Source organism: Acinetobacter sp. SH024 (assembly GCF_000163635.1).
GTDB lineage: Bacteria > Pseudomonadota > Gammaproteobacteria > Pseudomonadales > Moraxellaceae > Acinetobacter > Acinetobacter pittii.
The window spans coordinates 373,376-398,871 of record NZ_GG753601.1; the positions used below are offsets into that span (position 1 = coordinate 373,376).

General features: G+C 38.8%; 22 protein-coding genes. 8 read left to right on the forward strand and 14 right to left on the reverse strand.

From position 1 onward, the window contains the following. Positions 1–199: 199 nt before the first annotated feature. The 3 genes from HMPREF0013_RS14410 to pheA all read right to left on the reverse strand — a co-directional run bounded on the left by HMPREF0013_RS14410 (position 200) and on the right by pheA (position 4,174). Positions 200–583: a hypothetical protein gene (locus tag HMPREF0013_RS14410; RefSeq protein ID WP_002118252.1), complete on the reverse strand. Its 384-nt coding sequence runs from the start codon at positions 581–583 to the stop codon at positions 200–202. A gap of 127 nt (positions 584–710) precedes the next feature. Then, positions 711–2,957 (reverse strand): bifunctional prephenate dehydrogenase/3-phosphoshikimate 1-carboxyvinyltransferase, encoded by a 2,247-nt coding sequence (locus HMPREF0013_RS14415; RefSeq protein ID WP_016802602.1) that lies wholly within the window; start codon positions 2,955–2,957, stop codon positions 711–713. Positions 2,958–3,064: 107 nt separating this feature from the next. Next, positions 3,065–4,174, reverse strand: a complete 1,110-nt coding sequence (pheA, locus tag HMPREF0013_RS14420; RefSeq protein WP_002049199.1) for a prephenate dehydratase — start codon at positions 4,172–4,174, stop codon at positions 3,065–3,067. Positions 4,175–4,357: 183 nt separating this feature from the next. On the opposite strand from pheA, the gene HMPREF0013_RS14425 reads away from it, so the two are divergent. Continuing rightward, positions 4,358–5,302, forward strand: a complete 945-nt coding sequence (locus HMPREF0013_RS14425) for an alpha/beta hydrolase (RefSeq protein ID WP_005803643.1) — start codon at positions 4,358–4,360, stop codon at positions 5,300–5,302. Positions 5,303–5,343: 41 nt separating this feature from the next. Here the strand turns inward: HMPREF0013_RS14425 and HMPREF0013_RS14430 are convergent, their stop codons facing one another. Continuing rightward, positions 5,344–6,489 (reverse strand): acyl-CoA dehydrogenase family protein, encoded by a 1,146-nt coding sequence (locus HMPREF0013_RS14430; protein ID WP_002118240.1) that lies wholly within the window; start codon positions 6,487–6,489, stop codon positions 5,344–5,346. A gap of 163 nt (positions 6,490–6,652) precedes the next feature. Next, positions 6,653–8,011, reverse strand: a complete 1,359-nt coding sequence (locus HMPREF0013_RS14435) for a dicarboxylate/amino acid:cation symporter (protein WP_002118145.1) — start codon at positions 8,009–8,011, stop codon at positions 6,653–6,655. A 503-nt stretch (positions 8,012–8,514) separates the two neighbouring features. On the opposite strand from HMPREF0013_RS14435, the gene HMPREF0013_RS14440 reads away from it, so the two are divergent. Beyond that, a complete protein-coding gene (locus tag HMPREF0013_RS14440; RefSeq protein WP_002118138.1) occupies positions 8,515–9,528 on the forward strand; it encodes a glycosyl transferase family protein in 1,014 nt (337 codons plus the stop codon). 201 nt (positions 9,529–9,729) lie between these two features. Here HMPREF0013_RS14440 and HMPREF0013_RS14445 read toward each other — a convergent pair whose 3' ends face one another. Next, positions 9,730–10,002 (reverse strand): YeaC family protein, encoded by a 273-nt coding sequence (locus HMPREF0013_RS14445; RefSeq protein ID WP_002118245.1) that lies wholly within the window; start codon positions 10,000–10,002, stop codon positions 9,730–9,732. Beyond that, entirely contained in the window at positions 9,999–10,907 is a 909-nt protein-coding gene (locus tag HMPREF0013_RS14450; RefSeq protein WP_005073476.1) for an NAD(+) kinase, read from the reverse strand. The genes HMPREF0013_RS14445 and HMPREF0013_RS14450 overlap by 4 nt, the downstream gene beginning before the upstream one ends. Positions 10,908–11,092: 185 nt before the next feature. Here HMPREF0013_RS14450 and mrcB point away from each other — a divergent pair, with 185 nt between their 5' ends. Both mrcB and HMPREF0013_RS14460 read left to right on the forward strand, forming a co-directional pair. Further along, positions 11,093–13,489 (forward strand): penicillin-binding protein 1B, encoded by a 2,397-nt coding sequence (gene mrcB / locus HMPREF0013_RS14455; protein WP_005803647.1) that lies wholly within the window; start codon positions 11,093–11,095, stop codon positions 13,487–13,489. Positions 13,490–13,510: 21 nt separating this feature from the next. After that, positions 13,511–14,059 carry a tetratricopeptide repeat protein gene (locus HMPREF0013_RS14460; protein WP_002118198.1) on the forward strand — a complete coding sequence of 183 codons (549 nt, stop codon included), beginning with the start codon at positions 13,511–13,513 and terminating at the stop codon, positions 14,057–14,059. Positions 14,060–14,084: 25 nt separating this feature from the next. On the opposite strand, the gene HMPREF0013_RS14465 is transcribed toward HMPREF0013_RS14460, so the two are convergent. Continuing rightward, complete coding sequence (locus tag HMPREF0013_RS14465) at positions 14,085–14,981, reverse strand: NUDIX domain-containing protein (RefSeq protein ID WP_002118224.1); 897 nt, start codon at positions 14,979–14,981, stop codon at positions 14,085–14,087. 136 nt (positions 14,982–15,117) lie between these two features. On the opposite strand from HMPREF0013_RS14465, the gene hemP reads away from it, so the two are divergent. Then, positions 15,118–15,288 carry a hemin uptake protein HemP gene (gene hemP / locus HMPREF0013_RS14470; protein WP_002118129.1) on the forward strand — a complete coding sequence of 57 codons (171 nt, stop codon included), beginning with the start codon at positions 15,118–15,120 and terminating at the stop codon, positions 15,286–15,288. A gap of 72 nt (positions 15,289–15,360) precedes the next feature. Here hemP and HMPREF0013_RS14475 read toward each other — a convergent pair whose 3' ends face one another. From HMPREF0013_RS14475 to HMPREF0013_RS14490, 4 genes are all read right to left on the reverse strand, one after another. After that, positions 15,361–16,701, reverse strand: coding sequence for a sensor histidine kinase (locus tag HMPREF0013_RS14475; RefSeq protein ID WP_002118140.1), 1,341 nt, complete (start codon positions 16,699–16,701; stop codon positions 15,361–15,363). Beyond that, positions 16,698–17,360: a response regulator transcription factor gene (locus tag HMPREF0013_RS14480; RefSeq protein ID WP_002118246.1), complete on the reverse strand. Its 663-nt coding sequence runs from the start codon at positions 17,358–17,360 to the stop codon at positions 16,698–16,700. Before HMPREF0013_RS14480 ends, HMPREF0013_RS14475 begins: the two co-directional genes overlap by 4 nt. A gap of 108 nt (positions 17,361–17,468) precedes the next feature. Next, positions 17,469–17,828: a NirD/YgiW/YdeI family stress tolerance protein gene (locus HMPREF0013_RS14485; RefSeq protein ID WP_002118236.1), complete on the reverse strand. Its 360-nt coding sequence runs from the start codon at positions 17,826–17,828 to the stop codon at positions 17,469–17,471. Positions 17,829–17,908: 80 nt separating this feature from the next. Continuing rightward, positions 17,909–19,666 (reverse strand): GspE/PulE family protein, encoded by a 1,758-nt coding sequence (locus HMPREF0013_RS14490; protein ID WP_002118159.1) that lies wholly within the window; start codon positions 19,664–19,666, stop codon positions 17,909–17,911. A gap of 255 nt (positions 19,667–19,921) precedes the next feature. Between HMPREF0013_RS14490 and HMPREF0013_RS14495 the strand changes: the two genes are divergently transcribed. Continuing rightward, the gene (locus HMPREF0013_RS14495) at positions 19,922–21,193 is read left to right on the forward strand and encodes an MgtC/SapB family protein (protein WP_002118218.1); all 1,272 of its coding nucleotides are present in this window, start codon (positions 19,922–19,924) and stop codon (positions 21,191–21,193) included. Positions 21,194–21,198: 5 nt separating this feature from the next. Here the strand turns inward: HMPREF0013_RS14495 and tsaA are convergent, their stop codons facing one another. Further along, on the reverse strand, positions 21,199–21,939 hold the full coding sequence (tsaA, locus tag HMPREF0013_RS14500) for a tRNA (N6-threonylcarbamoyladenosine(37)-N6)-methyltransferase TrmO (RefSeq protein ID WP_005803649.1): 741 nt from the start codon (positions 21,937–21,939) through the stop codon (positions 21,199–21,201). 101 nt (positions 21,940–22,040) lie between these two features. On the opposite strand from tsaA, the gene HMPREF0013_RS14505 reads away from it, so the two are divergent. Further along, complete coding sequence (locus tag HMPREF0013_RS14505; protein ID WP_002118187.1) at positions 22,041–22,820, forward strand: ferredoxin--NADP reductase; 780 nt, start codon at positions 22,041–22,043, stop codon at positions 22,818–22,820. Between the two features lie 55 nt (positions 22,821–22,875). Here the strand turns inward: HMPREF0013_RS14505 and HMPREF0013_RS14510 are convergent, their stop codons facing one another. Then, positions 22,876–23,745: a PhzF family phenazine biosynthesis protein gene (locus HMPREF0013_RS14510; RefSeq protein WP_002118248.1), complete on the reverse strand. Its 870-nt coding sequence runs from the start codon at positions 23,743–23,745 to the stop codon at positions 22,876–22,878. Between the two features lie 232 nt (positions 23,746–23,977). On the opposite strand from HMPREF0013_RS14510, the gene HMPREF0013_RS14515 reads away from it, so the two are divergent. After that, a complete protein-coding gene (locus HMPREF0013_RS14515; protein ID WP_078210468.1) occupies positions 23,978–25,444 on the forward strand; it encodes a PLP-dependent aminotransferase family protein in 1,467 nt (488 codons plus the stop codon). The last annotated feature ends 52 nt before the right edge of the window (positions 25,445–25,496 follow it).

Genomic DNA, 25,496 nt, shown 5'->3' on the forward strand with positions numbered 1-25,496 from the left:
GGAAATTGAGTTGTTCTTTGTTAAAAAGTATTTTTAAATTAATAGAAAATTAGTTCAAAATTCAAACAATATTATTTTTTCGTTTGTTAACTTTTATTAAATAATGTCGCTACAAAAATAAATAACTCTTATCAATATTAATAAATCAAAAGAGTGAACAAATATGTTCACTCTTACTTAATAAAATATAATTAATTGATTAAGACTTCCAAACAAATTGAGAAAAGCTATGATCAGCTTTCAAACTATTTTCAACGGCCTGCGCAAGCTGACGAATAATGCTTTGTGTTTCGATTTTCTCAAACCAATCTTGTTCTTCATCAGGATTGGCAGAGATTTCACACATCAAATGCCCTTCATGGTCTGTTTTCTGGCAAGTAATAGACAAAGGTAAAAGATGATTATCAATACTCACTTCTACCTTTTCATGCTCATGCACAATATGCTGTGCATCAAAGCCATAATGCCCCAATTGTTTAAACAGTAAAGCCGCTACATATTCTTGAGTGATATGGCATTCATTTGGTGGATGATCAAGCACTCCATGTTGTGGGCAACTGGCAATAAATTGTAATTTTTTCATCCTTTGTCCTAACACTTTTATCATTATCTGCGCTTAGCATAAGCAATAAACAAACAGCAGCCAAGCCTTTAGCCTGCTGCTGCCGTTGCTATTGTGTTAGCAATTATAAAATGTGTTAGGTCAAAAGTTATTGGCTAACTTCGATTGTTAAGCCTGCACGATTCGCCAACTCCGTGAAAGTCGGGAAGCTTGTCGCCACAGTTTCAGTACCATGAATGGTAATCGGACCAGAATTACGAAGACCTGCCATACTAAAACTCATAGCGATACGGTGATCATGATGTGACTCGATTTCACCGCCAGCAAAGATTGGTGACCAATCGCCAGATTTGCCTTTACCTTCGATAATGATGCCATCATCAGTTGGCGTACAGTCAATACCCATGATTTTTAAGCCATCAGCCATGACCTGAATGCGGTCAGACTCTTTCACACGAAGTTCTGCAGCACCAGTTAATACTGTTTGGCCTTCGGCACAAGCTGCTGCAATAAATAAAGCAGGGAATTCATCAATTGCTAAAGGAACTTGGTCTTCCGGCATATGAATGCCTTTAAGAGTACGTGAACCTTTAATATGAATATCAGCAATAGGCTCGCCACCGGCAATACGTTCATTTTCAACAGTCAAGTCAGCACCCATCTGTTTTAAAATTTCAATTACGCCAGTACGTGTTGGGTTAATACCTACAGCTTCCAGAATAACATCAGAACCCTCAGTAATTGCAGCACCCACCATAAAGAAAGCAGCAGATGAAATATCAGATGGAACCTGAATATCAGTACCTACTAATTTTCCGCCACCAACAAGAGAGATCTTATTGCCTTCAGTTTTAACATCATAACCAAATGCACGAAGCATGCGCTCTGTGTGGTCACGAGTTGGTTCTGGCTCAGTTACCGAAGTTTCACCTTCAGCCCATAGACCCGCAAGTAAAATACCCGACTTCACCTGAGCAGATGCCATTGGCAAGTCGTATTGAATGCCTTTTAATTGCTGGCTACCCGTAATGCTTACAGGTGGTGTACCTTTCTCACCTGTTGTCTGGATTTGCGCACCCATTAAACGTAATGGCTTAGCAATACGCTCCATTGGACGTTTAGAAAGTGATGCATCACCTGTCATCACTGAATCAAATTTTTGTGCTGATAACATGCCTGAAAGCAAACGCATGCTGGTTCCAGAGTTACCCATATACAAGGCACTCGCTGGTGCTTTTAAACCATGCATGCCCACGCCATGAATGGTCACTTCCCCATTCTTAGGGCCTTCAATGCTTACACCCATATCACGGAAAGCTTGCAAAGTTGCCAAAGCATCTTCACCTTCAAGGAAACCAGTGACATGAGTCGTGCCTTCGGCAATAGCACCAAACATAATAGAGCGATGTGACACAGATTTGTCACCCGGTACGGTAAATTTACCTTTAAATGCCTTATTTCCCGGTAAGATACTGAATTGCTGTGTCACCTTATTTTTCTCCATTAAAGGTTTTTTGGCTAACATATGATTGAAATGCTGACGGGCTGCCTGAGCATGGCCGAGTAAACCCATTAATGCATGAGAGTCTTCGTTTTCAATCAATTTTCTAAGTACGGTAAGTTGCTTTTCGAAGCCATCTACAGCATTTAATATGGCTGTTTTATTGGCAAAGAAAATGTCATGCCACATTTGGGGATCACTAGCCGCAATCCGTGAGAAATCACGGAAACCACCTGCTGCATAACGGAAAATATCAAGATTATCTTCACGGTTTGCAAGTTGCTCAACCAAATTAAATGCCATCAAGTGCGGTAAATGACTGGTATGCGCCAAAACTTCATCATGCTTGGCAACAGCCATACATATCACTTCAGCTTTAGCAGCTGACCAAAGTTGAATCAGTTTCTCAACTGCCCATTCTGCACTTGTTGGTAATGGAGTCAAAATCACTTTGTGATTTGCAAAGAGATCGACCTTACCTGCGTGAACACCCGTGTGTTCACTTCCCGCAATAGGATGCCCGGGAACAAAACCTGCTGGTAAATCTTCACCAAATACAGCTTTTGCTGCATCTACGACATTACCCTTTGTACTTCCCACATCAGTTACAATTGTGGTTTCTGACAAATAAGGTTTAATTTGCTCAAGCACTTTTTGTGTTGCACGTACTGGCAAGGCTAAAACAACTAAATCTGCCCCTTTCACGGCTTCAACAGGATCAGAAAATCCTTCTTGTATTAAGCCAAGTGATTTTGCATCTTCTAAAGTTTTTTGTGAGCGTGTAGATGCCACAATAGTTGTCGCCAACTTTTCGGCAACAATAACCCGTGCCAAACTCGACCCGATGAGTCCTAAACCAATAAATGCAACTTTTTTAAATAGGGGTTGTGACATAACTTCAACTTTGCTTTTGCTCAAAGTGATTTAAACCTTTGAGCAATTTGTTTTTAAGCATAATGACATGACCATCTTGATGCATGTCATTATTCCAACATGAGTAATTAGAGAACGGCAGCAGGATATGAACCTAAAATACGAAGCTCTTTCACCATTGGACGAATATCATTGATTGCAGCAGCAACATTTTCTTGATCGATATGGCCTTCTAAATCGATAAAGAATACATATGCCCATTTTTCAGGTAATGCTGGACGGGTCTCAATACTTGTTAAGCTAATATTATGTTTTGCAAACGGCGCTAAAATTTCTAATAAAGCACCAGCACGGTCATGTGCTGAAATTAATAATGAAGTTTTGTCATTGCCACTTTGTGGAATTTTTTCACGGCCAATGACTAAGAAACGAGTGGTATTTTCCGGATTATCTTCAATATTGCTATGTAAAATTTCAAGGTTATACATACCTGCTGCAATATCAGATGCAATTGCTGCTGAGTGCCATTCGTTGCGAATACGGCGTGCAGCTTCCGCATTTGAGTTTAAAGCAACACGTTCAACACCCGGATAATGTGCGTCTAACCACTGACGGCATTGAGCCAAAGTTTGCTGATGAGCATAAATCTGTTTAATACTGTCTTTACGTGTATTTTCAGATACTAGGAATTGATGATGAATACGCAATTCAACTTCACCAATTACATTTAAATTCGATGTTTTAAAGCAGTCTAAAGTATGGTTCACAATACCTTCAGATGAATTTTCAACCGGAACTACACCGTAATGTGCGCTACCCGCTTCCACTTCACGGAACACTTCATCAATTGTTGGTAGTGGACGAACAACTGCATCTTTACCAAAATGCTTAAGCACAGCAGATTGAGTAAAAGTACCTTCTGGTCCTAAAAATGCAATACTTTGTGGCGCTTCTAAAGCAAGGCAAGCAGACATAATTTCACGGAACAAACGCGCCATGGTGACATCAGACAAAGGACCTTGGTTACGCTCCATAACTTTACGTAAGACCTGCGCTTCACGTTCAGGACGATAAAACAAAGGATTCTCTTCGGAAGCAAATTTAGCTTTAGCAACAGCTTCAGCAAGGCTTGCGCGGCGATTTAATAATTCTTGAATCTGTTGATCTACACTATCAATATCTTCACGAATTTGTTCTAAACTAAGAGAAGTCGTTTTGTTTTGATCATCGTTGATCATTAGAATGCAGCCTCAGTAAAATCATCTTTTAAACGAGAGTATAACAATAGTCTGCTTTGATTTGTTAGGCAATATAGCTGTAAGAGCTTTTTTCATTAACCTTTTTACTTCCATTTCTTGATTACTTTATTTGATAATGATTTTCATTTATTATTTGTATAATAAATTTTATTATCGCCCATTATGCAAAGATCATTTTTCCTTTTATCTACTAGTTTTTTATTAAATACTTTAATAAGCTGTTCTGCCCTCGCCCAAACGCCTATACAAAATCAACCAAAAATCTTTTTTCAAAATAATCAGGCACAATTTCAAATTAAATCTAAAAATACAGGCCATGATTATCTTATTCAAATTTATAAACCACCTGTCGCCCCGCCCCAACATGGGTATCCAGTACTTTATATATTAGATGGAAATGCTACATTTCCAAGTGCTGCCAATATTGCTCAGTCGATTGGCGCTGGTTCTACCAAATTAGGACTAGATCCACTCATGATAGTAGCGGTTGGTTACCCTCAGCAAAAAACCTTTGATGTGCAAAAGCGTGCTTATGATTACACTCCAAAACCTTCTGCCCAATTTCAAGCACAAGGTAAATATAAATATGGGGGTGCTGATCAGTTTATTGCTTTTTTAAATAGCGAACTCAAGCCTACAATTGCAAAACAATTTCCGATTAATAGCCAACAGCAAAGTCTTTATGGACATTCTTTTGGAGGTTTATTTGTGCTTTATCATTTTTTTCAAAAGCCAAATGCATTTCAGCGTTACTTTGCTGCAAGCCCTTCTCTCTGGTTTGACCAAGGCATGTTATTTCAGCAGTTAAATCATTGGCAAAGTCAGAAACCAAATCATTCCCCTTTACTCATGACCACAGTCGGTACACATGAGCAAGGTGGCCCTCGCACTCAACTTAACAATAAATTAAATGAAGCAGATTTCTTTAAAGCTTTAGAAAATAAACGTTCAAACCAATTTAGTTATTGGCATTTTTATAACCCTGCTGAACAACACATTACAAATTTGTATGCGAGCTTGCCTAAAGCACTTATGTTTGCTTCATGTCAAAATTTAGAAAGCTGTAAATCTTTATTCGATGAACCATCGCAGAAAACAGCTAAATAATAAAAAAGCCTACTCAAAGGTAGGCTTTTTTGAAGCTATTATTAAGCTTTACCGATTAATCCACGCGCCACGATTTCTTTCATAATTTCATTTGTACCACCGTAAATACGTTGAATACGAGCATCTACAAAGAAACGTGAAATTGGATATTCAGTCATATAACCATAACCGCCAAAGAGTTGCAGCAAGTTATCTGCGACTTTCATTTGCATGTCAGTGCTGAAGCTTTTAAGCGCTGCCGCAGTTTCCACATCTAGCTTGCCTTCTTGATATAGAGCAACATTTCTCTCATAGAAAGCAGCTGTAGCAAGCTCATCAATTTTTGCTTGTGCTAAAACAAAACGCGTATTTTGGAACTGTGAAATGGGTTGACCAAATGCATGACGCTCTTTTACATAAGCAGTTGCCAAATCAATTGCACCACGAATAGCGCCAATTGCGGTAGATGCAATAGCTGTACGTTCTCGCGGTAACTCTTGCATTAAATAAGCAAAGCCTTGTCCAGCTTGACCGAGTAACTGGTTTTTAGGAACTTTAACATTGTCAAAAAATAGCTCAGATGTGTCTTGAGAATGCAGACCGATTTTGTCTAAATTTGTGCCTTTTTTAAAGCCTTCTAGATGCGTATCTGCCAATAATAATGACACGCCTTTTGCACGCGCTTGAGGATCAGTTTTTACTGCAAGCACCACAAGATCAGCATGTTGTCCATTTGAAATAAAGGTTTTTGAGCCATTTAATAAATAATGGTCATCTTGCAAAATGGCGCTAGTACGCATTGATTGTAAATCCGAACCCGCTCCAGGTTCAGTCATACCAATTGCACCAACCACTTCACCTGTTACCATTTTCGGCAACCAATATTGTTTTTGCTCTTCTGTCCCGATGTGTAAAATATATGGTGCAGCAATTTCAGAGTGGCAAGAAATCGCTGTTGATAATGCACAAAAACCAGCACGTGCCGATTCTTCAACCAACATTAATGAATAATAGGTTGGTACGCCGTAACCACCGTATTCTTCTGGAACATCCACACACAAAAAGCCATTTTCGCCCAGTTGATTCCAGACAGAGCGAGGCATAATTCCTTCGCGTTCCCATTGGTCGTATTGCGGTGCAATATGCTCATTCATAAAACGTTTAAAATTATCACGGAATAATTCTAAATCTGCATCGTATGCCAACATAATATTTTCCTTCGGCTTTATTGTTTTATCTAATCTGATTGTTGTGCATGCTAATCATTTTTTAAGCTACTGTCATGACATAGCTGCTCATTAAAACTGTACTTTTCAGTCAGCCAATAAAAAAGGAAGCCAAAGCTTCCTCTTTTATATAGGTTTATTTGAATTAATCTAAACCTTCAGCGACTTGAGGAGTTTTTTGCTCCATCATTTTTCTGTCGACTTCATCTGGATTATTTAAAGCATCATTTAGCTTATCTTTATCTAAAGCACCGACCCATTTTGCAACAACAATCGTTGCTAATGAGTTACCAACAAGGTTAGTTAATGCACGGGCTTCTGACATGAAACGGTCAATACCTAAAATCAATGCCAGACCTGCCACTGGAATATGTCCTACAGCAGATAAAGTTGCAGCCATAACAATAAAGCCAGAGCCTGTTACACCCGCAGCACCCTTAGATGAAATTAAGAGTACCAACAACAAAGTAATCTGATGTTGAATATCAAGCTGTGTATTTGTTGCCTGAGCAATAAAGATTGCAGCCATAGTCAAATAAATTGACGTACCATCGAGGTTAAATGAATAACCTGTTGGAATAACCAAACCAACTACAGATTTTTCACAACCTGCAATTTCAAGTTTACGTAACATGCGAGGCAAAACAGATTCAGAAGAAGATGTACCAAGTACAATTAATAACTCTTCACGAATCAGGCGAATCATCTTAAGAATACTGAATCCACTAATACGGCTGATTGTACCCAAAATTAAGAAGATAAAGAGTAAGCACGTAATATAGAAGCAAATAATGAGCTGCCCTAATTGTACGAGTGAACCAACGCCATATTTACCGATAGTGAATGCCATTGCACCGAATGCACCAATCGGAGCCAATTTCATGACCATATTCACAATGTTAAAGAACACATGTGCAACTTGATCAATAAATTTTAAAACTGGACGTCCTGCATCACCTAACTTATGTAAAGCAAAACCAAAGAGAATTGCAAAAAGAAGGACTTGTAAGATTTCACCATTTGCAAATGCACCAACCACCGTATCAGGGATGATGTGCATTAAGAAATCAATGGTAGATTGTGACTCACCAGAACTGACGTATTTTTGAATGCCCGAAGTATCGAGAGTGGTAGGGTCAACATTCATCCCTACACCCGGTTTAGCAATGTTAATTACAACAAGGCCAATTAGAAGTGCAATTGTTGAAACGATTTCAAAGTATAACAACGCAACGCCGCCAGTTTTTCCGACTGACTTCATGCTTTCCATGCCAGCAATACCGCTTACCACGGTACAGAAAATAACTGGAGCAATGATCATCTTGATCAAACGAATAAAGGCATCACCTAATGGCTTGAGTTTTTCACCTAACCCCGGAATATGCTGTTCGACACCATTGACAATTTGCGTTGAGCTTGGGGAAAAATGCCCTACCAAGATACCCGCAATAATCGCAATAATCACCTGAAAATAAAGTGATTTATAAATCGGTTTTTTAGCCATAACTTTACTTCAATCTATATTTCCAAGTCCGTTGGAAATACCAAAATGAAACGTCTATTCTTTACGAATACACAGCCCTAACCTTTCACATTAACACCGCAAAAGGGAAATGGTTTTTTGTGAACAAAAAACCTTCCTACTACCTCAATGAAAACAAAATCAATGTTTTCTAAAACAGGAGAATACCTGAAGTTTCTAACCACTTTGAGTAGCTAGAAATAACCTCTTACTTTTTCAATAAAAAGCTGAAGATATAGGAGAATCACATAAAATTATGATATGAGTGCTCAAAAAAGCACGGGAAAGTGTACTCGAATTAAATAACGATTCGGTTAATTTTTTAGCTAATACGCATAAAAAACACTCAGGTAGCCTTAAGACTTTAGTATAAGAAACACTTTTGATATTTTTTCAGCAGCTTTTTATGTCATATTGATTAAATACTTGTGGACATTTCATTTTGAGCTGCCTACATCCCATCATTTTTATTGTTTTGAACTACGATGAATACTAAACGTAATATCTATAAAGATGCTGAACATCCCTTTGCTCAATATGTCCGTATTTTAGGTAAGGGGAAAACCGGATCTCGCTCTTTAAGTTATGAAGAAGCCTATCAAGCATTTACCATGATTTTAAAAGGCGAAGTGTTAGATGTGCAGCTAGGTGCATTTCTAATGCTGCTTCGGGTTAAAGAAGAATCGATTGATGAACTTGCAGGGTTTGTGCAAGCGACTAAAGATCAGCTTCATTTTGAACCTTTAGATGTTGATTTAGATTGGTCATCTTATGCAGGTAAGCGAAAACACTATCCATGGTTTTTGTTAGCCGCTCTTACACTTGCTCAGCATGGCCATAAAATTGTTATGCATGGTGCATCAGGTCATACGCTTAACCGTGTTTATACAGAGCAAGTTTTAGAATATCTTGGTTATCAAATTTGCCATTCTGAACAAGAAGTTCGTACGCAATTAGCAGAACAAAATTTTGCTTACTTACCGCTAGACGTGATTTCACCAGTTTTAAGCGAATTGATATCTCTAAGAAATGTCATGGGATTGCGTTCGCCTATTCATACTTTGGCCCGTTTAATTAATCCTTTTAACGCTAAGGCTACCTTACAAGCAATATTCCACCCTGCTTACAGAACTTCCCACCAACATAGCGCATTACGCTTAGGCTATCAAAATAGTGCCGTTATTAAAGGCGAAGGTGGTGAATTTGAAAGAAACCCAGATGCCAAAACACTCATTTGTGGTATTAAAAATGGTGAGCTCTATGAACATGAGTTGCCAAAGCTCACACCTGAACGAAGCCCAATTGAAGAAGAATTAGATTTAGCAACGTTTAAAGCAGTATGGCTTGGTCAACAGCACCATGAATATGGAGAAATGGCCGTAACAGAAACCATTGGAATCGCGCTATATACGATGGGCGTTGTTGCTAATTTTGAAGAAGCGATGCAAAAAGCAAAAGTATTATGGGATACACGAAATTTAAGCAATCTTAATTCGTAGTTAACAAATGCTATAGTGAAGGTCGACATGGATGTCGACCTTATCACTGCGATACAGGAAGTATCGTCAGTGATACAGAGGATTTTTGGTTACTTTTGATCCTTCAAAAGTAATAAAAGCCTATATGCTATAACTTATGAAAAACATGCTATATAAGGCTCTATGGAATAACCAAAAATAATTTTTCTGTCTTATTAAGTTTTAAACAAAACGAATCGGTTTAAACTCTGGTTCATGCTTGTGATGATCATCATCACACTCTTCACCTTCTTCTTTTGTACCACGGTCAATATAACCGCTACGCTGATCTTCTGGTAAGTTCTTCAACTCCCAAGCGATTACAGCTTGCATACAAGTTTCACGCTGCTCTTTCGTTAAAACAACGCCATTTGGCCATTTACCAATTTCTACTGCTGTTTTTAAACGCTCTACAATTTCAGGGTTTAAAACAGATAGCATTTGTTCAATATTCATGATTCATCTCTTTGAAAAGATTCAAAATCTTGGTTCCAACCAAGTTTGGTACGGCAGGCCATATAGAAATCATAACCTGGTGGATGCAATAAACTTAGTTTAAATGGGTGTTTACGGATGTGTAAACTGTCTCCAACATTGAGCGAGACACTATGTTGTCCATCTGCACTCACCATTGGTAACACCCGATTTTCGCGAATAACGATTTTAATTTCGCTTTGACCACCGACTACGATGGGACGTGATGACAATGTATGGGGATGCATTGGAACTAATGCAATAGCATCCATACTTGGATGTAAAATTGGGCCACCACCTGACAATGCATAAGCCGTTGATCCAGTTGGCGTCGAAACAATTAAACCATCACTATGTTGGCGGTAAACATATTGACCATCAATATTAAGTTCAAAGTCAATCATGTGTACCGATTTACCCGAGTGCAAAACCACATCATTTAAGGCAATCGCGTCATAAATGACTTCACCATTTGTTCGTACTTCCATTTCAAGCAAGAAACGACGGTCAAGCTGGAAATGCCCTTGAAGTACTTGGTCAAGTTTGAAAATGGCTTCTGAAGGTTTGATATCAGTTAAAAAACCTAACCGCCCGCGGTTAATACCAATAACAGGCGTATTGTAGCGAACTAAAGCTCTAGCAGCGTGGAGTAAAGAACCGTCGCCTCCAACAACTATGACTAAATCAGCAACTTCACCCAATAAATGACGACTTACAATTTGTGCATGATCATAAGGCACTAATTCAGCAGTTTCCTGATCAAAAATGGGGTTTAAGCCTAGGTTCAACAAATGATCATGAATTAAACATAGCGTTTCTACAACTGATGATTTATCTGGTCGACCGATTAACCCGACGTTTCTGAAGGACTTATGTGAAATTTGCACGAATGAGTAAGCTCCGCTGCGATACTTGGCTATAATAACATTAACCTGATTAATTTAAAAAAACATAACAACAAGATGCTGTAAAATTCAATCTAAGTTTTCCAATTATTCACAGTTTTATCATTGCAAATTGATGACAAGCTATCGCATCATTACAGGCATTGTTAGGGTTTTATCTCATTTTTATGAAGTTTGAACGTGGTATCGGTTTCTTTGCACTAATCTTTTCCATTTTGGTCATTGGTGCTTTTATTGCTCTTAGTATCTATCTGATTCGTTTAGATAATATTATCCGTGAAAAATTTGAAGGACAACGGTGGGATATTCCCGCCAAAGTGTTTGCACGTCCTTTGGAAATTTATAATAACGCACCTATTACCCAAGCAAATTTCACTCAAGAATTAAAACTCTTGGGTTACAAAACTTCAAGTAATTATGACAAGTCTGGAACCTATGTTGCTCAGGGTAGCAATATGTATATCCACACGCGTGGTTTTGATTACGGCGACAGTGTTGAACCTGAACAAGTACTAGAGTTAAGTTTTGCAAATGACCAAGTTGCTGAAGTTCGAAGTACAAAACCTTCTTCAACGGGTGTTGCGCGACTAGAGCCACTTCTGATTGGAGGGATCTACCCTCAACATAATGAAGACCGTGTTCTGATTAAACTGAATAATGTCCCTAAACCACTTATTGAAGCTTTAATTTCAACAGAAGACCGTAATTTCTATCATCATCACGGTATTTCAATTCGTGGTACTGCCCGTGCATTAGTGAGTAATATCACAGGTGGTAAACGTCAAGGTGGTTCAACCCTGACTCAGCAATTGGTTAAAAACTTCTATCTCACACCTGAACGCACATTAAAACGTAAAGTTAATGAAGCATTAATGGCTTTACTCATTGAGCTGCATTACAGCAAAGATGAAATTTTAGAAGCCTACTTAAATGAAGTGAATCTAGGCCAAAATGGTAGCTACTCAATTAATGGCTATGGTTTGGCTTCTCAATTTTATTTTGGTTTACCGTTACGTGAACTTAGCGTTGCACAGCAAGCTTATTTAGTTGGTTTAGTGCAAGGCCCTTCTTTATATAATCCTTGGAAAAATCCTGAAGGTGCAAAAAAACGCCGCGATACCGTGTTAAATAACATGCGTGTAATGGGTTATTTAACTCAAGCAGAATATGAAGATGAAATTGCACGTCCTTTAAATGTATTAAGTAAACCAAGTTTAGGGCCTGCAAAATTCCCAGACTTTTTAGATATTGTGCGTCGTCAATTGCGTACAGAATATCAAGAAAGTGATTTAACGAATCAGGGCTTACGTATTTTTACGACCTTAGATCCAATTACTCAAACTCAAGTTCAAAATGCGTTTAAAGCTTCAGTAGACCGCTTAGCAAACAGCAACCCAGCACGTTTGAAAAACCTACAAGGTGCTGTACTGATTGCACATCCTGAAAATGGTGAGCTTGTTGCAGCAGTTGGCTCTACACAAGACTTTACTGGTTTTAACCGTGCTTTAGATGCAAAACGCCAAGTCGGTTCTTTATTGAAACCTGTCATTTATTTAAGTGCGATTGAATCTGGACGTTATAACTGGGCAAGCCAAATTGAAGATGCTCCAATCAGTGTTCCTGTAGATGGCGGTAAAAGCTGGACACCTAAAAACTATAGTGGTGGTGGACATGGTGTAGTAAGTCTGAGCGAAGCATTAGCAAACTCATATAACCTTTCTGCTGTACGTTTAGGTCAAGAGTTTGGTTTATCAACATTTACCAATAATCTAAGAAAGTTTGGTGTTGAATCAACGATTCCTGCCTACCCTTCTATTTTCCTTGGGGCAGTCAATATGTCACCAATGGAAGTGCTCGGAATCTATGAAAACTTTGCTACAGGTGGTTTTAAATATCCAACTCGTGCGATCCGATCTGTCGTAGATGCGAATGGTCGCCTACTTGACCGTTATGGCCTGAATGTTCAACAAACGATTGATCCATCTGTTGGCTATATTATGAATTATGGTCTACAACAGGTCATGTCTTCGGGTACTGGTCGCGCAGCTTATAATAGCTTGTCTCCAGCTTTAAAATTGGCGGGTAAATCAGGTACGACTAACGATACACGTGACTCATGGTTTGCGGGTTACTCAGGTAACCACGTTGCTGTAGTGTGGTTAGGTTTAGATGACAACAAAGTGACTGGATTAACAGGTTCATCTGGTGCATTACCAGTATGGATTAATGTGATGAAACAATTACGTCAAACGCCTGTAAATCTACGTCAACCAGACACTGTACAGTGGCAGTGGATTGACCGTGCAACGGGTGATTTATCTGCTCAGGCATGTGATGGTGCAATGTATATTCCGATGCTAACGCATACGGTTCCGCACCGTGCTACGCCATGTGGAGCACCTTATTATCAAGTTGATCCAACATATACGCCACAAAGTGATAACACAATTCCTGACTCTCAGGATGATAATACCGACAGTTATATTCGTGAAAGTGAAAACCAGATGGAACAAGATCTGTCAAACAACTCACGAGTAATTTCAAGTGGTAGTTATAACAACTAAGCGTTAACAGGAAATTAGGATATGTTAAAGAAAGGTGTTTTTTATATTGGTGCTGTTCTTATGGTCGGCTGTACAACTCTGCCCGATCATTCTGACTCCAAAGAGAAAACACCTACTCCTCCAGTCAAAAAGACGGAAACTCCATCAGGTGTAAAAATTACGCCTTATGATCACCCAGAAATTCAACGTAAAAATTTACAGGTGATTGTTCCTCAACAGAAAAAACCACAACATTTTAGTGATGATGGTAGCCAGTTACCTGCATTTAAAGTTTTAATGCAAAAAACACAGCAGGCTTATAAAAATCAGCAATGGTCAGAGGCAGAGCGCTATGCACTTCAAGCACAGCGTTTAGCACCACAGGCCGCTGAGACTTATTTATTTCTTGCACTTACGGCAAATCATAAACAGCAATATTCTAATGCTGAGTCTTTAGCAAGACGTGGTTTGAGTTTTGCCCAAAGTCAGCCAATGAAAAAGCAGCTTTGGTTGGTTATCTTAAAAGCTGGGCAACAACGCAACAATCAAAAAACTGTTCAAGAAGCACAACAAGCATTAAAAGCCCTTTAGCTTTTAACGCTTTTTTATTTTCTCATTAGAAATTACGAATACCTGCTAAGCCATATGCACCATGCTGCTGTGCAGTGGCTAAATCATCCGGGTGCACTCCTCCTAATGCGAAAACTGGAATCTGGCTATTTTGAGCCAGATCACTAAAACGTTCCCAACCCAATGCCACAGCTTCTGGATGAGTCGTTGTTGATTTTACAGGACTAATAAAAACAGCATCGCAACCAATCTGCTGAGCTTGCTTTAAAGAAACAGCATCATGACAAGCAGCAATATAACGAACGCCCACTGTTAAATCACCTTTATGCAAATTCATGAGCTGGGATTGTTTTAAATGAACGGCCTTTATTTGTTTTTGTAATTCAGGACTTAATTGCCGCCAAATATCTACATTTATAATTAAATTTGATCGTTGCCCTTCATCTAAAGCAGTTAGTTGCTCTATATACTGCGGCTCAAATTCTTCGATACGCCAATACAATAAAGCATCATTACTTTCTACCGTTGAGAGCGTATTGCTAATTTTGATGAGATGAGGCCAATAGAGTCGTTTTATGATGTTTTTATTGGCTTTAGGGAAGTTTAAATGAAGTAGCTGATCACGTGTGTACCATGCCCATGGCTGGTGAATAAGATTTAATAACTCATCAGGTACATAACTATGGAACAAATGAAGGTTGACAATAATGTCATCATATTCATGGTGAATATAATCAAACTGATGCCAATCTTTTAAACCAATACCCACTTCTTCATAGATTTCACGGCGGCAGGCTTCTTCTGGTGTTTCACCCTGCTCAACCTTTCCACCAGGGAACTCATGCTTTCCACCTTGATGTTGCTGCTCTTCGCGCCATCCAACTAATATTTTTCCACGATGGATCAAGATTGCTATAGCGACATCGACTATTGGTTTGGGCATCTTTTTACTCTCTAAAACTTTTCTCAAGTGTAAGCAAATTTTATCATTTTATAAAATCTTAAAAATCTCATTGACAGATCTATTCGATAATGATTATCATTTAAATCGTTCAAGAACATACCACGGAGCACAACAAATGAACGCACCTTTTAGCTTATTTACCCGTAACAATGACACAGCTCACGCCTTACCAATGTTACATTCTAATAACCTCTTTGCATTAGGCCGTGAAATTCGCATTATGCATGCTGGCGAGGAATATCGTTTACGCCTTACTCGCAACAATCGCCTAATTTTAACTAAATAAAAAACATACTCGCGTTTCAATAATATTCGTGGGAAAACAAAAAATGGATAGCATGGGTAACCATGCTATTTTTTATGAAGGAAGAATAATCTCTGCCCTCAGACCACCTTGGTCAGCATGCATAAAACGTAATTTGCCATTATGCAATTCAATAATTTTTCGAGTAATTGAAATTCCTAACCCAGAACCTTGCTGCTGAGTACCAAGCACCCGAAAAAAACGCTGCCCTAACCGTAATAGCACTTCATCATCTACTCCATTTCCCGTGTCTTCAATAGACACCTTAATTTGCTGTTCATGCTGACTAATCTCAACATGAATAGAGCCTAGTGTCGGGCTATAACGAATGGCGTTATCAAATAAATTTCTAAAAGCAATAAACAGTAATTCTTCATTCGCATATGTTTTAGTTTCTGTCGATAAAGTATTGGTCTCTATCAACATCTGTTTAGCTTTCGCATCTAAATCTACAGTTTCAATCACTCTAGCCAGTAAGTAATTTAAATCGATAACTGTCTTAGGAAGTTCGGGCTGTTCAGCTTCATTAGGTTCTAAGCGGGCCAGAAGTAGTAAATTCTCAAGGATTTTTGTACTTCTAGAAACGTCTTCTTGTATGCGTTCAAAATCTTGATGAAGTTCTGGAAGATGTTGGTATTTACGCTGTAAAACCTGAAGACGCATTTGTATGGCAGACAAGGGAGAACGTAGCTCATGCGAAGCATCCGCGGTAAAACGCTGTTCAGCAACAAGAGCCCTTTGCAATCTTGCAAGCAATTGATTTAATGCATCTATAACAGGTTGAATTTCTGTAATGACATCTGGTTCTTGAATTGGCTCTAAATTTGATGCAGTTTTTTGAGCAATCCGTCTAGAGAGTAGATTTAACGCGGCCAATTCATGTTCGGTACGCCAACTTATAATCACCCATTGTAATAGCCAGAACAACACCATAAGACCGCTATATCCAGCAAGTGCTTTAAGTACCTCTTCAACACGCGTACTCATTGGTTGAAAAACTTCAACTTGTAGTTGAGAGTCTTCTTGTTGTGCAGCTAGACTACGCCATAATTGTCCATCAAACCAAAAATACGAAAAACCTTCTGATAAGTTACCGTGTTCAAAAAGTTCATGCTGATAGGTATGAGAATGAGTAAGTACTTGGCCTGTGTTTAATAACTCATACTGAATATCAAATTCATCACTTAGCTCATCAAACTGTTTCATGGAATGTTCGGAAAGATCGGAAACCAGCAAAGTATCTGAAATTTCATCCATGATCTCGTCTTGCACTGACATGTTGTGATAGATAGAAAATATGGTGAGTAAACTTAATGCCAATAACCCCACCACCACACTGCTCCACATCGTGGTTTTAACCAGTTGCGACTGCAAGGATGAGCGATTCGATTTCATTTTAAATCTCCCATACGGTAGCCTAGCCCCCGTATGGTTTTAATACTGCTGCTTCCGATTTTTTTTCGAAGTTGATAAATAAATACTTCGATCGCGTTACTTTCAATTTCTTCACCCCATGCATAGAGTGCTTCTTCTAATTGATCACGGGTAATAATATGCTCGGGATGCACCATAAGCTTACGCAGTATTTGGAATTCTTTTGCAGTTAAATCGATAGACTTGCCTGCGCTTAATACAACTTTCGCTTGTGTATCAAGTTGTAAGTCACCCCATGTTAAAACCGATTGCTGACTCAAAGTTTGTTTGCGTAATTGAGCGCGGATGCGAGCCGATAACTCTTCTAAACTAAAAGGCTTAACCAAATAATCATTTGCGCCTAAATCTAGCCCCTCTACCCGATCATGAATGCTGTCACGTGCAGTAATAAAAATAACAGGAACATTTTTTTGTTTATGGCGGATCGTTGTTAAAACCTTTTCACCAGCCAGTTGAGGTAGTCCCCGATCAAGCAAAATACAGTCATAATCATGCTGTTCGATTGCCGTAAGTGCATAATCACCTCTTTCGACCCAATCTACCTGATAACCGTCTAACTCTAACCATGATTGAATGCTTTCAGCTTGAGAGCGATCATCTTCTGCAAGCAAAATTCTCATCTATTTTTCCTGTTATATCCTGATTTGATCTTGCCAAGCCTTTATAAAAAAAGCAAAGCCGCATGATTTAAATGCGGCTAAAAGTAGTAGATCTACAGACCTTATTCATTAGAACTGAACTTGATCCACATCAATTTCTACGCGTTTTAAAGGTTTATAGTCAATGTCTACTTCACCAATTAAAGTCACATTTGTATTGGCTGAAATAGGGCGACCTTGCCAAAGTTCATCATCTACATCAATTGTAATGCTACCTGTCTTATCACGGAATTGATATTTTTCATCACCTAAAGACTTTACAACCTGACCATGTAATTTGATCGGTGTATTATCTTTTGAGGTTAATGCCTGTTTTACTGTGGTGACAGTTGCCGGAGCAATTGCAGCTTGATTCACTGGTGTATTCGCGACAACTACGCCAGCAGCAGTCATACCAGCAGTCATCAACATTACTTTAAGCATATTCATATTATTACCCTCTGTTTATGGTTCCCTCTTGGGATAAAGCAATTAAATCAACCATAAATGAGGTGAATCTTAAGAAAAACTTAATTTAATGGCACAACCCTCAAGACCTCTTCTAATGTCGTAAGTCCTTCAATCACTTTACGGGCTCCTGCAATTCTTAAAGGTTCTATACCTTCTTTTTTAGTTTGAGTTCTTAAATCATTTAATGTCACATGACTACTAATAAGGTGTTTAAGCTCAAGACTGACTGGCATAAATTCGTAAATACCGACTCGCCCTTTATAGCCTGTATGACGACATTCTTCACAGCCTACTGCCTGATAAACCGTTTCAGGCATTTCCATAATGTAGTCAAAGGTTAGGTGTTCCCACTCATCCTCATTAATATGAGTTTTTTGCTTACAGTGTGGGCAAAGCTGCCGTACTAAACGCTGTGCGAGCACACCTAAAATGGTTGCGGCTGTCAGAAAAGACTGTACCCCTAAATCATGTAAACGAGTCAAACTAGACGGTGCATCATTTGTATGTAAAGTTGATAAAACCAAATGACCTGTTAATGCTGCCTGAATGGCCATATTCGCTGTATCTTGATCACGAATTTCCCCAATCATAATAATGTCAGGGTCTTGGCGCATAAGCGCACGCACACCGTCTGCAAAGCCTAATTCAATTGTATTATTGACCTGCATTTGGTTAAAACTAGGCTCTAGCATTTCAATCGGATCTTCAATGGTACATACATTGACCTGCTCGGTTGCAAGCTGCTTTAAAGATGAATATAGCGTGGTCGTTTTACCGGAGCCTGTGGGACCCGTGACTAAAATAATACCGTGGCTATTTTTTGTTAATTGTTGCCACTGTTGTAATAAACGCTCCTCAAAACCCAATTGCTGAAAAGAACGTACCAACACATCAGGATCGAAAATACGCATAACCAGTTTTTCACCAAATGCGGTTGGTAAGGTTGATAAACGTAATTCGGTTTCTTGCCCTTTAGGTGTCCGTGTTTTTAATCGACCATCTTGCGGTTTACGCTTTTCCGCTACATTTAAACGTCCTAAAATTTTAATCCGAGAAATCACGGCGGTCAGTGTATTTGAAGGCATGTTATAAATAGTGTGTAAAACGCCATCAATCCTAAACCTGACTTTACCATTATCTTTACGCGGTTCCATGTGAATGTCACTGGCACTCTGCTCAAATGCAAACTGTAAAATCCAGTCGACTAATTTCACAATATGCTGATCATTAGCATCTGGGTTTTGGCTATCGCCAAGCTGCAAAAGCGCTTCAACATTTTTACTGTCACGGTCATGAGCTGCATCTTTTTGAGCAGAGTTTACCGCGCGACTCACCTGATAATATTCGCGCAAATAGCGTTGTAACTGTTCGGGATTAAGCAGTACCCGTTCAATCTTTTTAGGCGCTAGACTACGTTCAAGATTATTAAGCCAATCTGTTTGAAATGGTTGATCTGTTCCAATCACGATTCGGTCAGCATGAATTTCAACAGCTAAAATATGGTTACGAATGGCAAACTCTTGTGACATCACCTGCGTTAAAGCACTGACATCTGCCTTTAAAGGATCGATCACAAATAGAGGTAGCTGAACCCGATCTGCAAACCATAAACATAAGCGGTTTAAACTCAAATGGGCATGCGTGTGTTGCTGATCTTTTAAATTAAAATGTGCAATCCACTGTAATGGATGCCACTTTAACTGGTCTTTTTGGCGGTGACTTGTCTGTACCAGTAATTTATCTCGTTCTGTTATACGGCCTTCTTGTAATAGTTGTTCTAGACACCAATACGTATCTATTTCTACATGTGCATTCATGCGTTATCCCCAATATATTTTTATAATATAGCAGAGATGTTTCACATTTAAATATCCTTTAACATCAGTTAATTAAACCAATTCTCATCTTAATATTTTTTTGTGTCACAGGTCATATTTATAGAAATATTTTCTACCTAGTTTTGTCTAAAAAAGAAACTATGCTCACTATAATAAAAAGAATAAACTGAACATGAATACATGATTTTAAAATGATTCAAATCTACATATAACAATAAGCAAAGAGGAAGTAATATGGAACTTCCAATGACAATGTCATTACAAACAGCATCATTTGAAGAATTCATTACAGTGATTGCTGCGGCGCTTGGTTGTGGCTTATTAATTGGTTTAGAACGAGAACGAAGCAAGCTTAAACATGAATATAAAACCTTTGCGGGGTTCCGTTCTTTTGCAATTAGTGCTTTATTAGGAGCGGTCTGTTTTTTATTTGGCATTGAAATTGGAATTGTGGGTGCTTTACTCATTGGTGCCATTAGTATTGTTTCCCTCAAAAATCAACCCAATGACCCGGGCGTGACCACCGAACTCGCCTTTATTATGACTTATTTCATTGGGGCACTTTGTATTTGGAATATTTCGCTCGCTGCTGGCCTAGCTGTGATCATGACAACTATCTTAATAGCTAAGCAGTCTATGCATGGTATTGCCAGTCAGTGGATTACTGAATCTGAATTACGTGATGGTATTTTTCTACTTGCCTTACTATTAATTGCTCAGCCTTTAGTACCTAATAAGCCTTTTTGGGGGCCGGTTTTAAATCCACATGTGATTTTAAAATTACTGACTTTAATCTTATTTGTACAAGCTCTCGCCCATATAGCAAAGCGACTTTTGTCATCTAAAAATGCTTTATTGCTTTCTTCTTTAGCTTCCGGATTTGTGTCTAGTACAGCAACTATTGCCAGTTTAGGTTTAGAAGTACGCTCTGGCAAAGCCAACGCAACAACAAATGCAGGTGCTGCATTGATGTCTTGCGTTTCAACACTGATTCAAACCTTAATTATTGTGATCGGTATTAGCTTTGCTTGGTTCAAGCTGATTATATTTCCTACACTTATTGCCTTAGTAGTTTTAGCAGTATGGGCCTTTATTTTATTACGTAAAGCCGAGCCTAGTACGGCTTCGCCCGAGCTTGACTCAAGAATGTTCAGCTTAAAAGAAGCCATTATTATTGCAGGCACACTCACCCTCATTCAGGCAGGTGTTTATGGTTTAAGTCTATCTTTAGGCGATGCGGGATTAATCGCGGGGACTTTACTTGCTTCATTATTTGAAATACATGCAGCTATAGCGGCGGTCATTGTGCAAGGTGAACCTGATAGCGCACATATGACACCTTTATTAATTGCCTTTTTAGGAGGTTTTGCAGTTCATGCTCTTGCTAAAAGTGTGAACTCTGCAATTTCGGGCGGACTACGCTATGCCCTTGCTTTCGTTCCCGCCCAGCTCATTCATATGGCTATTTTTATTACTTTACTTTGGCTTAACATCCACTGGTTTTAAAATATCTATTGTGTAAGCGAAGAAGTCTTAGTCTTAACCACATCAATGACGGTAACTACAAATTGATCGACCTTAAAATGAATATCAAAGTCTGAAAATTTCATTTTATAAATTCTTTCAGGGTCTTCTTGATAGGCAGGCCGAGGATCTAAAGCCAATACTTGCTCAAGCTCATCAATGTATTGCGAATCTATTTCTTTATTTTGCAGAAAATATTTTTGAGCTGTTAACGCAGTTTCATTCCAAATAACTGCCTTTCGTTCTGGTTCTGCATGCGCATAACCACTTTGAGCCTCCGCAATTGCATCAGAATATTGAATATAGGGTTTGATATCTAAAATTGGGGTGCCATTTAATAAATCACTTCCAGTGACATAGACACGCACAGACTTCCCCACTTTTTCGACTTTATTAAGTTTTACGACTGAAAGCCCGATTGGAGAAGGTCTATACATACTTCGTGTAGCAAATACTCCAATTTTTTCATTACCACCTAAACGTGGCGGACGAACCTGCGGACGGAACTTATCTGCACTGCCTTGATTTTTATTGTCATGAAACTGCCAAACTAACCAGAGATGACTAAATTGCTCAATTCCCTCAAATGCTAACAAGTCGTTATATGGTTCTACCATGTCAATATAAGACTCAATATTGACCAAATTAGGCTGGCGTGGAATACCAAATTTTTCACGATAGGGAGAACACATGTGGCCAATGATGGGGAAGGTGACAGAATTGATCATCACTTTTTCTTATAAACACAATTAAATATATTCAGTTTATCGGGAATGAAATTAGATTAGAATAGCAATCTGTTTTCTTTTAATCGTGATCGAGACCTTTAATGGCTGCTTTTAACGTTGAACGCATTACTCATGTTCACCACTGGAATGACACTCTTTTCAGTTTTAAAACTACACGCGATACCAGCTTACGTTTTAAAAATGGTCAGTTCGTAATGATCGGACTTGAAGTGAATGGCAAACCGTTAATGCGTGCGTATTCGATTGCAAGTGCAAACTACGAAGAAGAGTTAGAATTCTTCTCAATTAAAGTACAAGACGGTCCTTTAACTTCGATTTTGCAAAAAGTACAAGTTGGTGATGAAATCTTAGTTTCTAAAAAACCAACAGGTACTTTGGTTCATGATGACCTTTTACCAGGTAAAAACTTATACCTTTTATCTTCTGGTACTGGTCTTGCTCCATTCTTATCAATTATTCGTGATCCAGAAACTTACGAACGTTTTGAAAAAGTAATCGTTGTTCACGGTACACGCTATATTTCTGAATTAGCTTATCAAGACCTTATCTTGAACGAATTACCAAACCATGAATTCTTTGAAGAGTTAGGTATTAAAGACAAGCTTGTTTACTACCCTACTGTTACTCGTGAACCTTTCCACACTCAAGGCCGTGTAACAACTGCAATTGAAACTGGCGCTTTATTTGAAAAAATCGGTTTACCACGCTTCAACCGTGAAACTGACCGTGCAATGCTTTGCGGTAGCCCTGCATTCTTAAAAGATGTGGCTGCATTACTTGACCAACACGGTTTAGTTGAATCACCTCGTATGGGTGAAATGGGCGACTACGTCATTGAACGTGCGTTCGTAGAAAAATAATTTTTTCTAGAAATAAAAAAACCGAGGCAAAGTCCTCGGTTTTTTATTTCTGTTTTTATAACTTAATTGTGCCATCGATACAGGTGACAGCGGTTCCACCCACCAAAATTTTATCTTGATACAATTCAAGTTGAAGTTGTCCGTCTCGACCTACCGCCCCACCTTGTGAAGAAAGTACGACATCATTTTGTGCAGGAAGAATCCCATAATAACGAATAAATGAAGCTACGCTACCATTACCACTACCACAAACAGGATCTTCATTTATTCCACATGAAGGGGCAAATGAACGAACTTCTATGTGTTTTTGTTCATCATTATTTTCATGAAAACCAAAAACTGTCGCACCCGTAACTTTCATTTCTAAATCATGTTCTTTTAAAGCGGCAAAGTCTGGTTGGCTATCTAGAACAGCCTCAGCATTAACAGCTTGTAATACAATCCAGCGCGCCCCTACATCAACCAATGCAGCGTTCCATTGAGTATTAATTTCACATTTTAAAATTTCTGCTAATTTCTCAGTATGCATAGCATCTAGTGGAGTAATTTTAGGCTTAGGGAGTTCAAATGAAATATGACTTGACTCACTCACGGTCAGAGTCACTAAACCAGCACCGCACTGCTGTACCAGCTTACCTTCTTTCGCTTTAATTAGACCCGCCTCAAGCAAAGCATAGGCAGTACCAATTGTAGGATGGCCTGCAAATGGCAACTCACTTTGCGGAGTAAAAATTCGAACCTGATAATCAGCTTGAGAATCGGTCGCAGGGAGTACAAATGTGGTTTCAGAAAGATTGGTCCAGTTCGCAATGGCTTGCATCTGCTCAGACGTTAAAGTGCTGGCGTCCATAATGACCGCAACAGGATTTCCTTTAAATGCTTGTGAAGTAAAAACATCAACTTGTTTAAATGCAACAACAGACATAGACCCACTCCTACTGATTTTGTAATTAAAAAATTATGGCTATTAAGTCCTCACCATTTCTTGATCTTACTGATTTATTTTTAATGGTCACAGTATCAGTTAATATTAAAAATAATAGACACAGTTGTTAAAAATAGATTCAGATTAAATGGATAAATCTATAAAACTAACAATATTTGAGATAATTAAGAGATCACTATAAAGTGTATCCATTGCTTTGGCTTTTTAATGAATTGACATGTACAAATATAAAAAAGTGAGTGATGACCTCACCCTGCAAATTCAAAATGGCAGGCAACCTGTGGGTTCTCGGTTGCCATCAATTCGAGATTGTGCCCAGCATTATCAGGTTAGTATTAATACCGTAAAAGAAGCTTATCGCCAGCTTGAAGATCAAGGTTTAATTTCAGTTCGTCCACAGTCTGGCTACTATGTTTGTCATGCCCCTTCAAACTTATTAGAACTCGAAGAGCGTTATGTCAGTGAAGAAAAAGTATCTCTTTCAGGAATTAGCTGTTTTCTCGCACAAATTGTTAAAAAACAAATGGACCCCGACTATGTCAATTTGGCCCTAGCTTGCCCTTCTGGGGAAAATTTTTATCCAATTGAACGCTTAAAACGCTTAACTGCTCAGGTGTTGCGCTCTCAATCAGATATTTTTAAAAGCTATACCTTGCCGCCCGGTTCTATACGTTTACGCACTCAAATTGCTAGGCGAAGCTTACAGCTAGGTATGTTTCTTTCAGCAGATGATATTGTGCTGACTCATGGCACGATGGAGGCTTTAAGTCTCGCGATTATGGCAACAACTCAAGCGGGTGACAGCATAGCGCTTGAGATTCCTACATTTCACAACCTCTATCCACTCCTTCATAATTTAGGTCGAAAAATTGTAGAAGTACCGACCTCGCCACATACAGGTATGTGTCTGGATGCACTTGAAGAACTCTTAAAATCTCAAAGTGTACAAGCCATTTTAACCATTCCGACAGGACACAATCCTCTCGGTTTTAGCATGCCTGAGAGCAGCCGCCGTCGCTTGGCAGAGTTAGCTAATCAGTTTCAAGTTCCTGTTATTGAAGATGCGATGTATGCTGAATTGCAACTCACCGAACCCCTCTTACCCAACATCAAAACGTTTGACCAGAACGGATGGGTTTTGGTGTGTGGTAGCTATACCAAAACTGTAGCACCTGATTATCGGATTGGTTGGTTAGAAGCTGGGCGCTTTCGTAATATTGTGCAGCAACTTAAATTTACAACCACTGTTGCCGAGCCAGCGTTACTCACAGAAACGTTAGGCCTTTTCTTAGAGAATGGTGGTTATGACCTGCATTTACGTCAACTCAAAAAACGCTATCAACAGCAAATTGACACCATCAAATCTTATATTTGTCGCTTTTTCCCAATCGGTACCCGTGTGAGTCGTCCACAAGCGGGATTTATTTTATGGTTAGAGCTACCCGAATCAATTGACACCCTAGAACTGTTTCATCAGGCCATGGATGAAAAAATCTTATGTATGCCGGGAATTTTGTGTTCGGCTGATAAACGATTTAGTCATTGTTTACGTATTGCAGCTTGTTTTGAGTTAAACCCCAAAATGTTAAATGCTTTGATGCGCTTAGGAGAGCTAGCAAAAAATATGCTGCCCGTACAAAAGGATAATGATCAAATCCCTACTAATTCAGTAGGTTGAATCCCAAATCCGGAGTTAATAAAATAAAACCATATATTTTTTATGCCTTTTA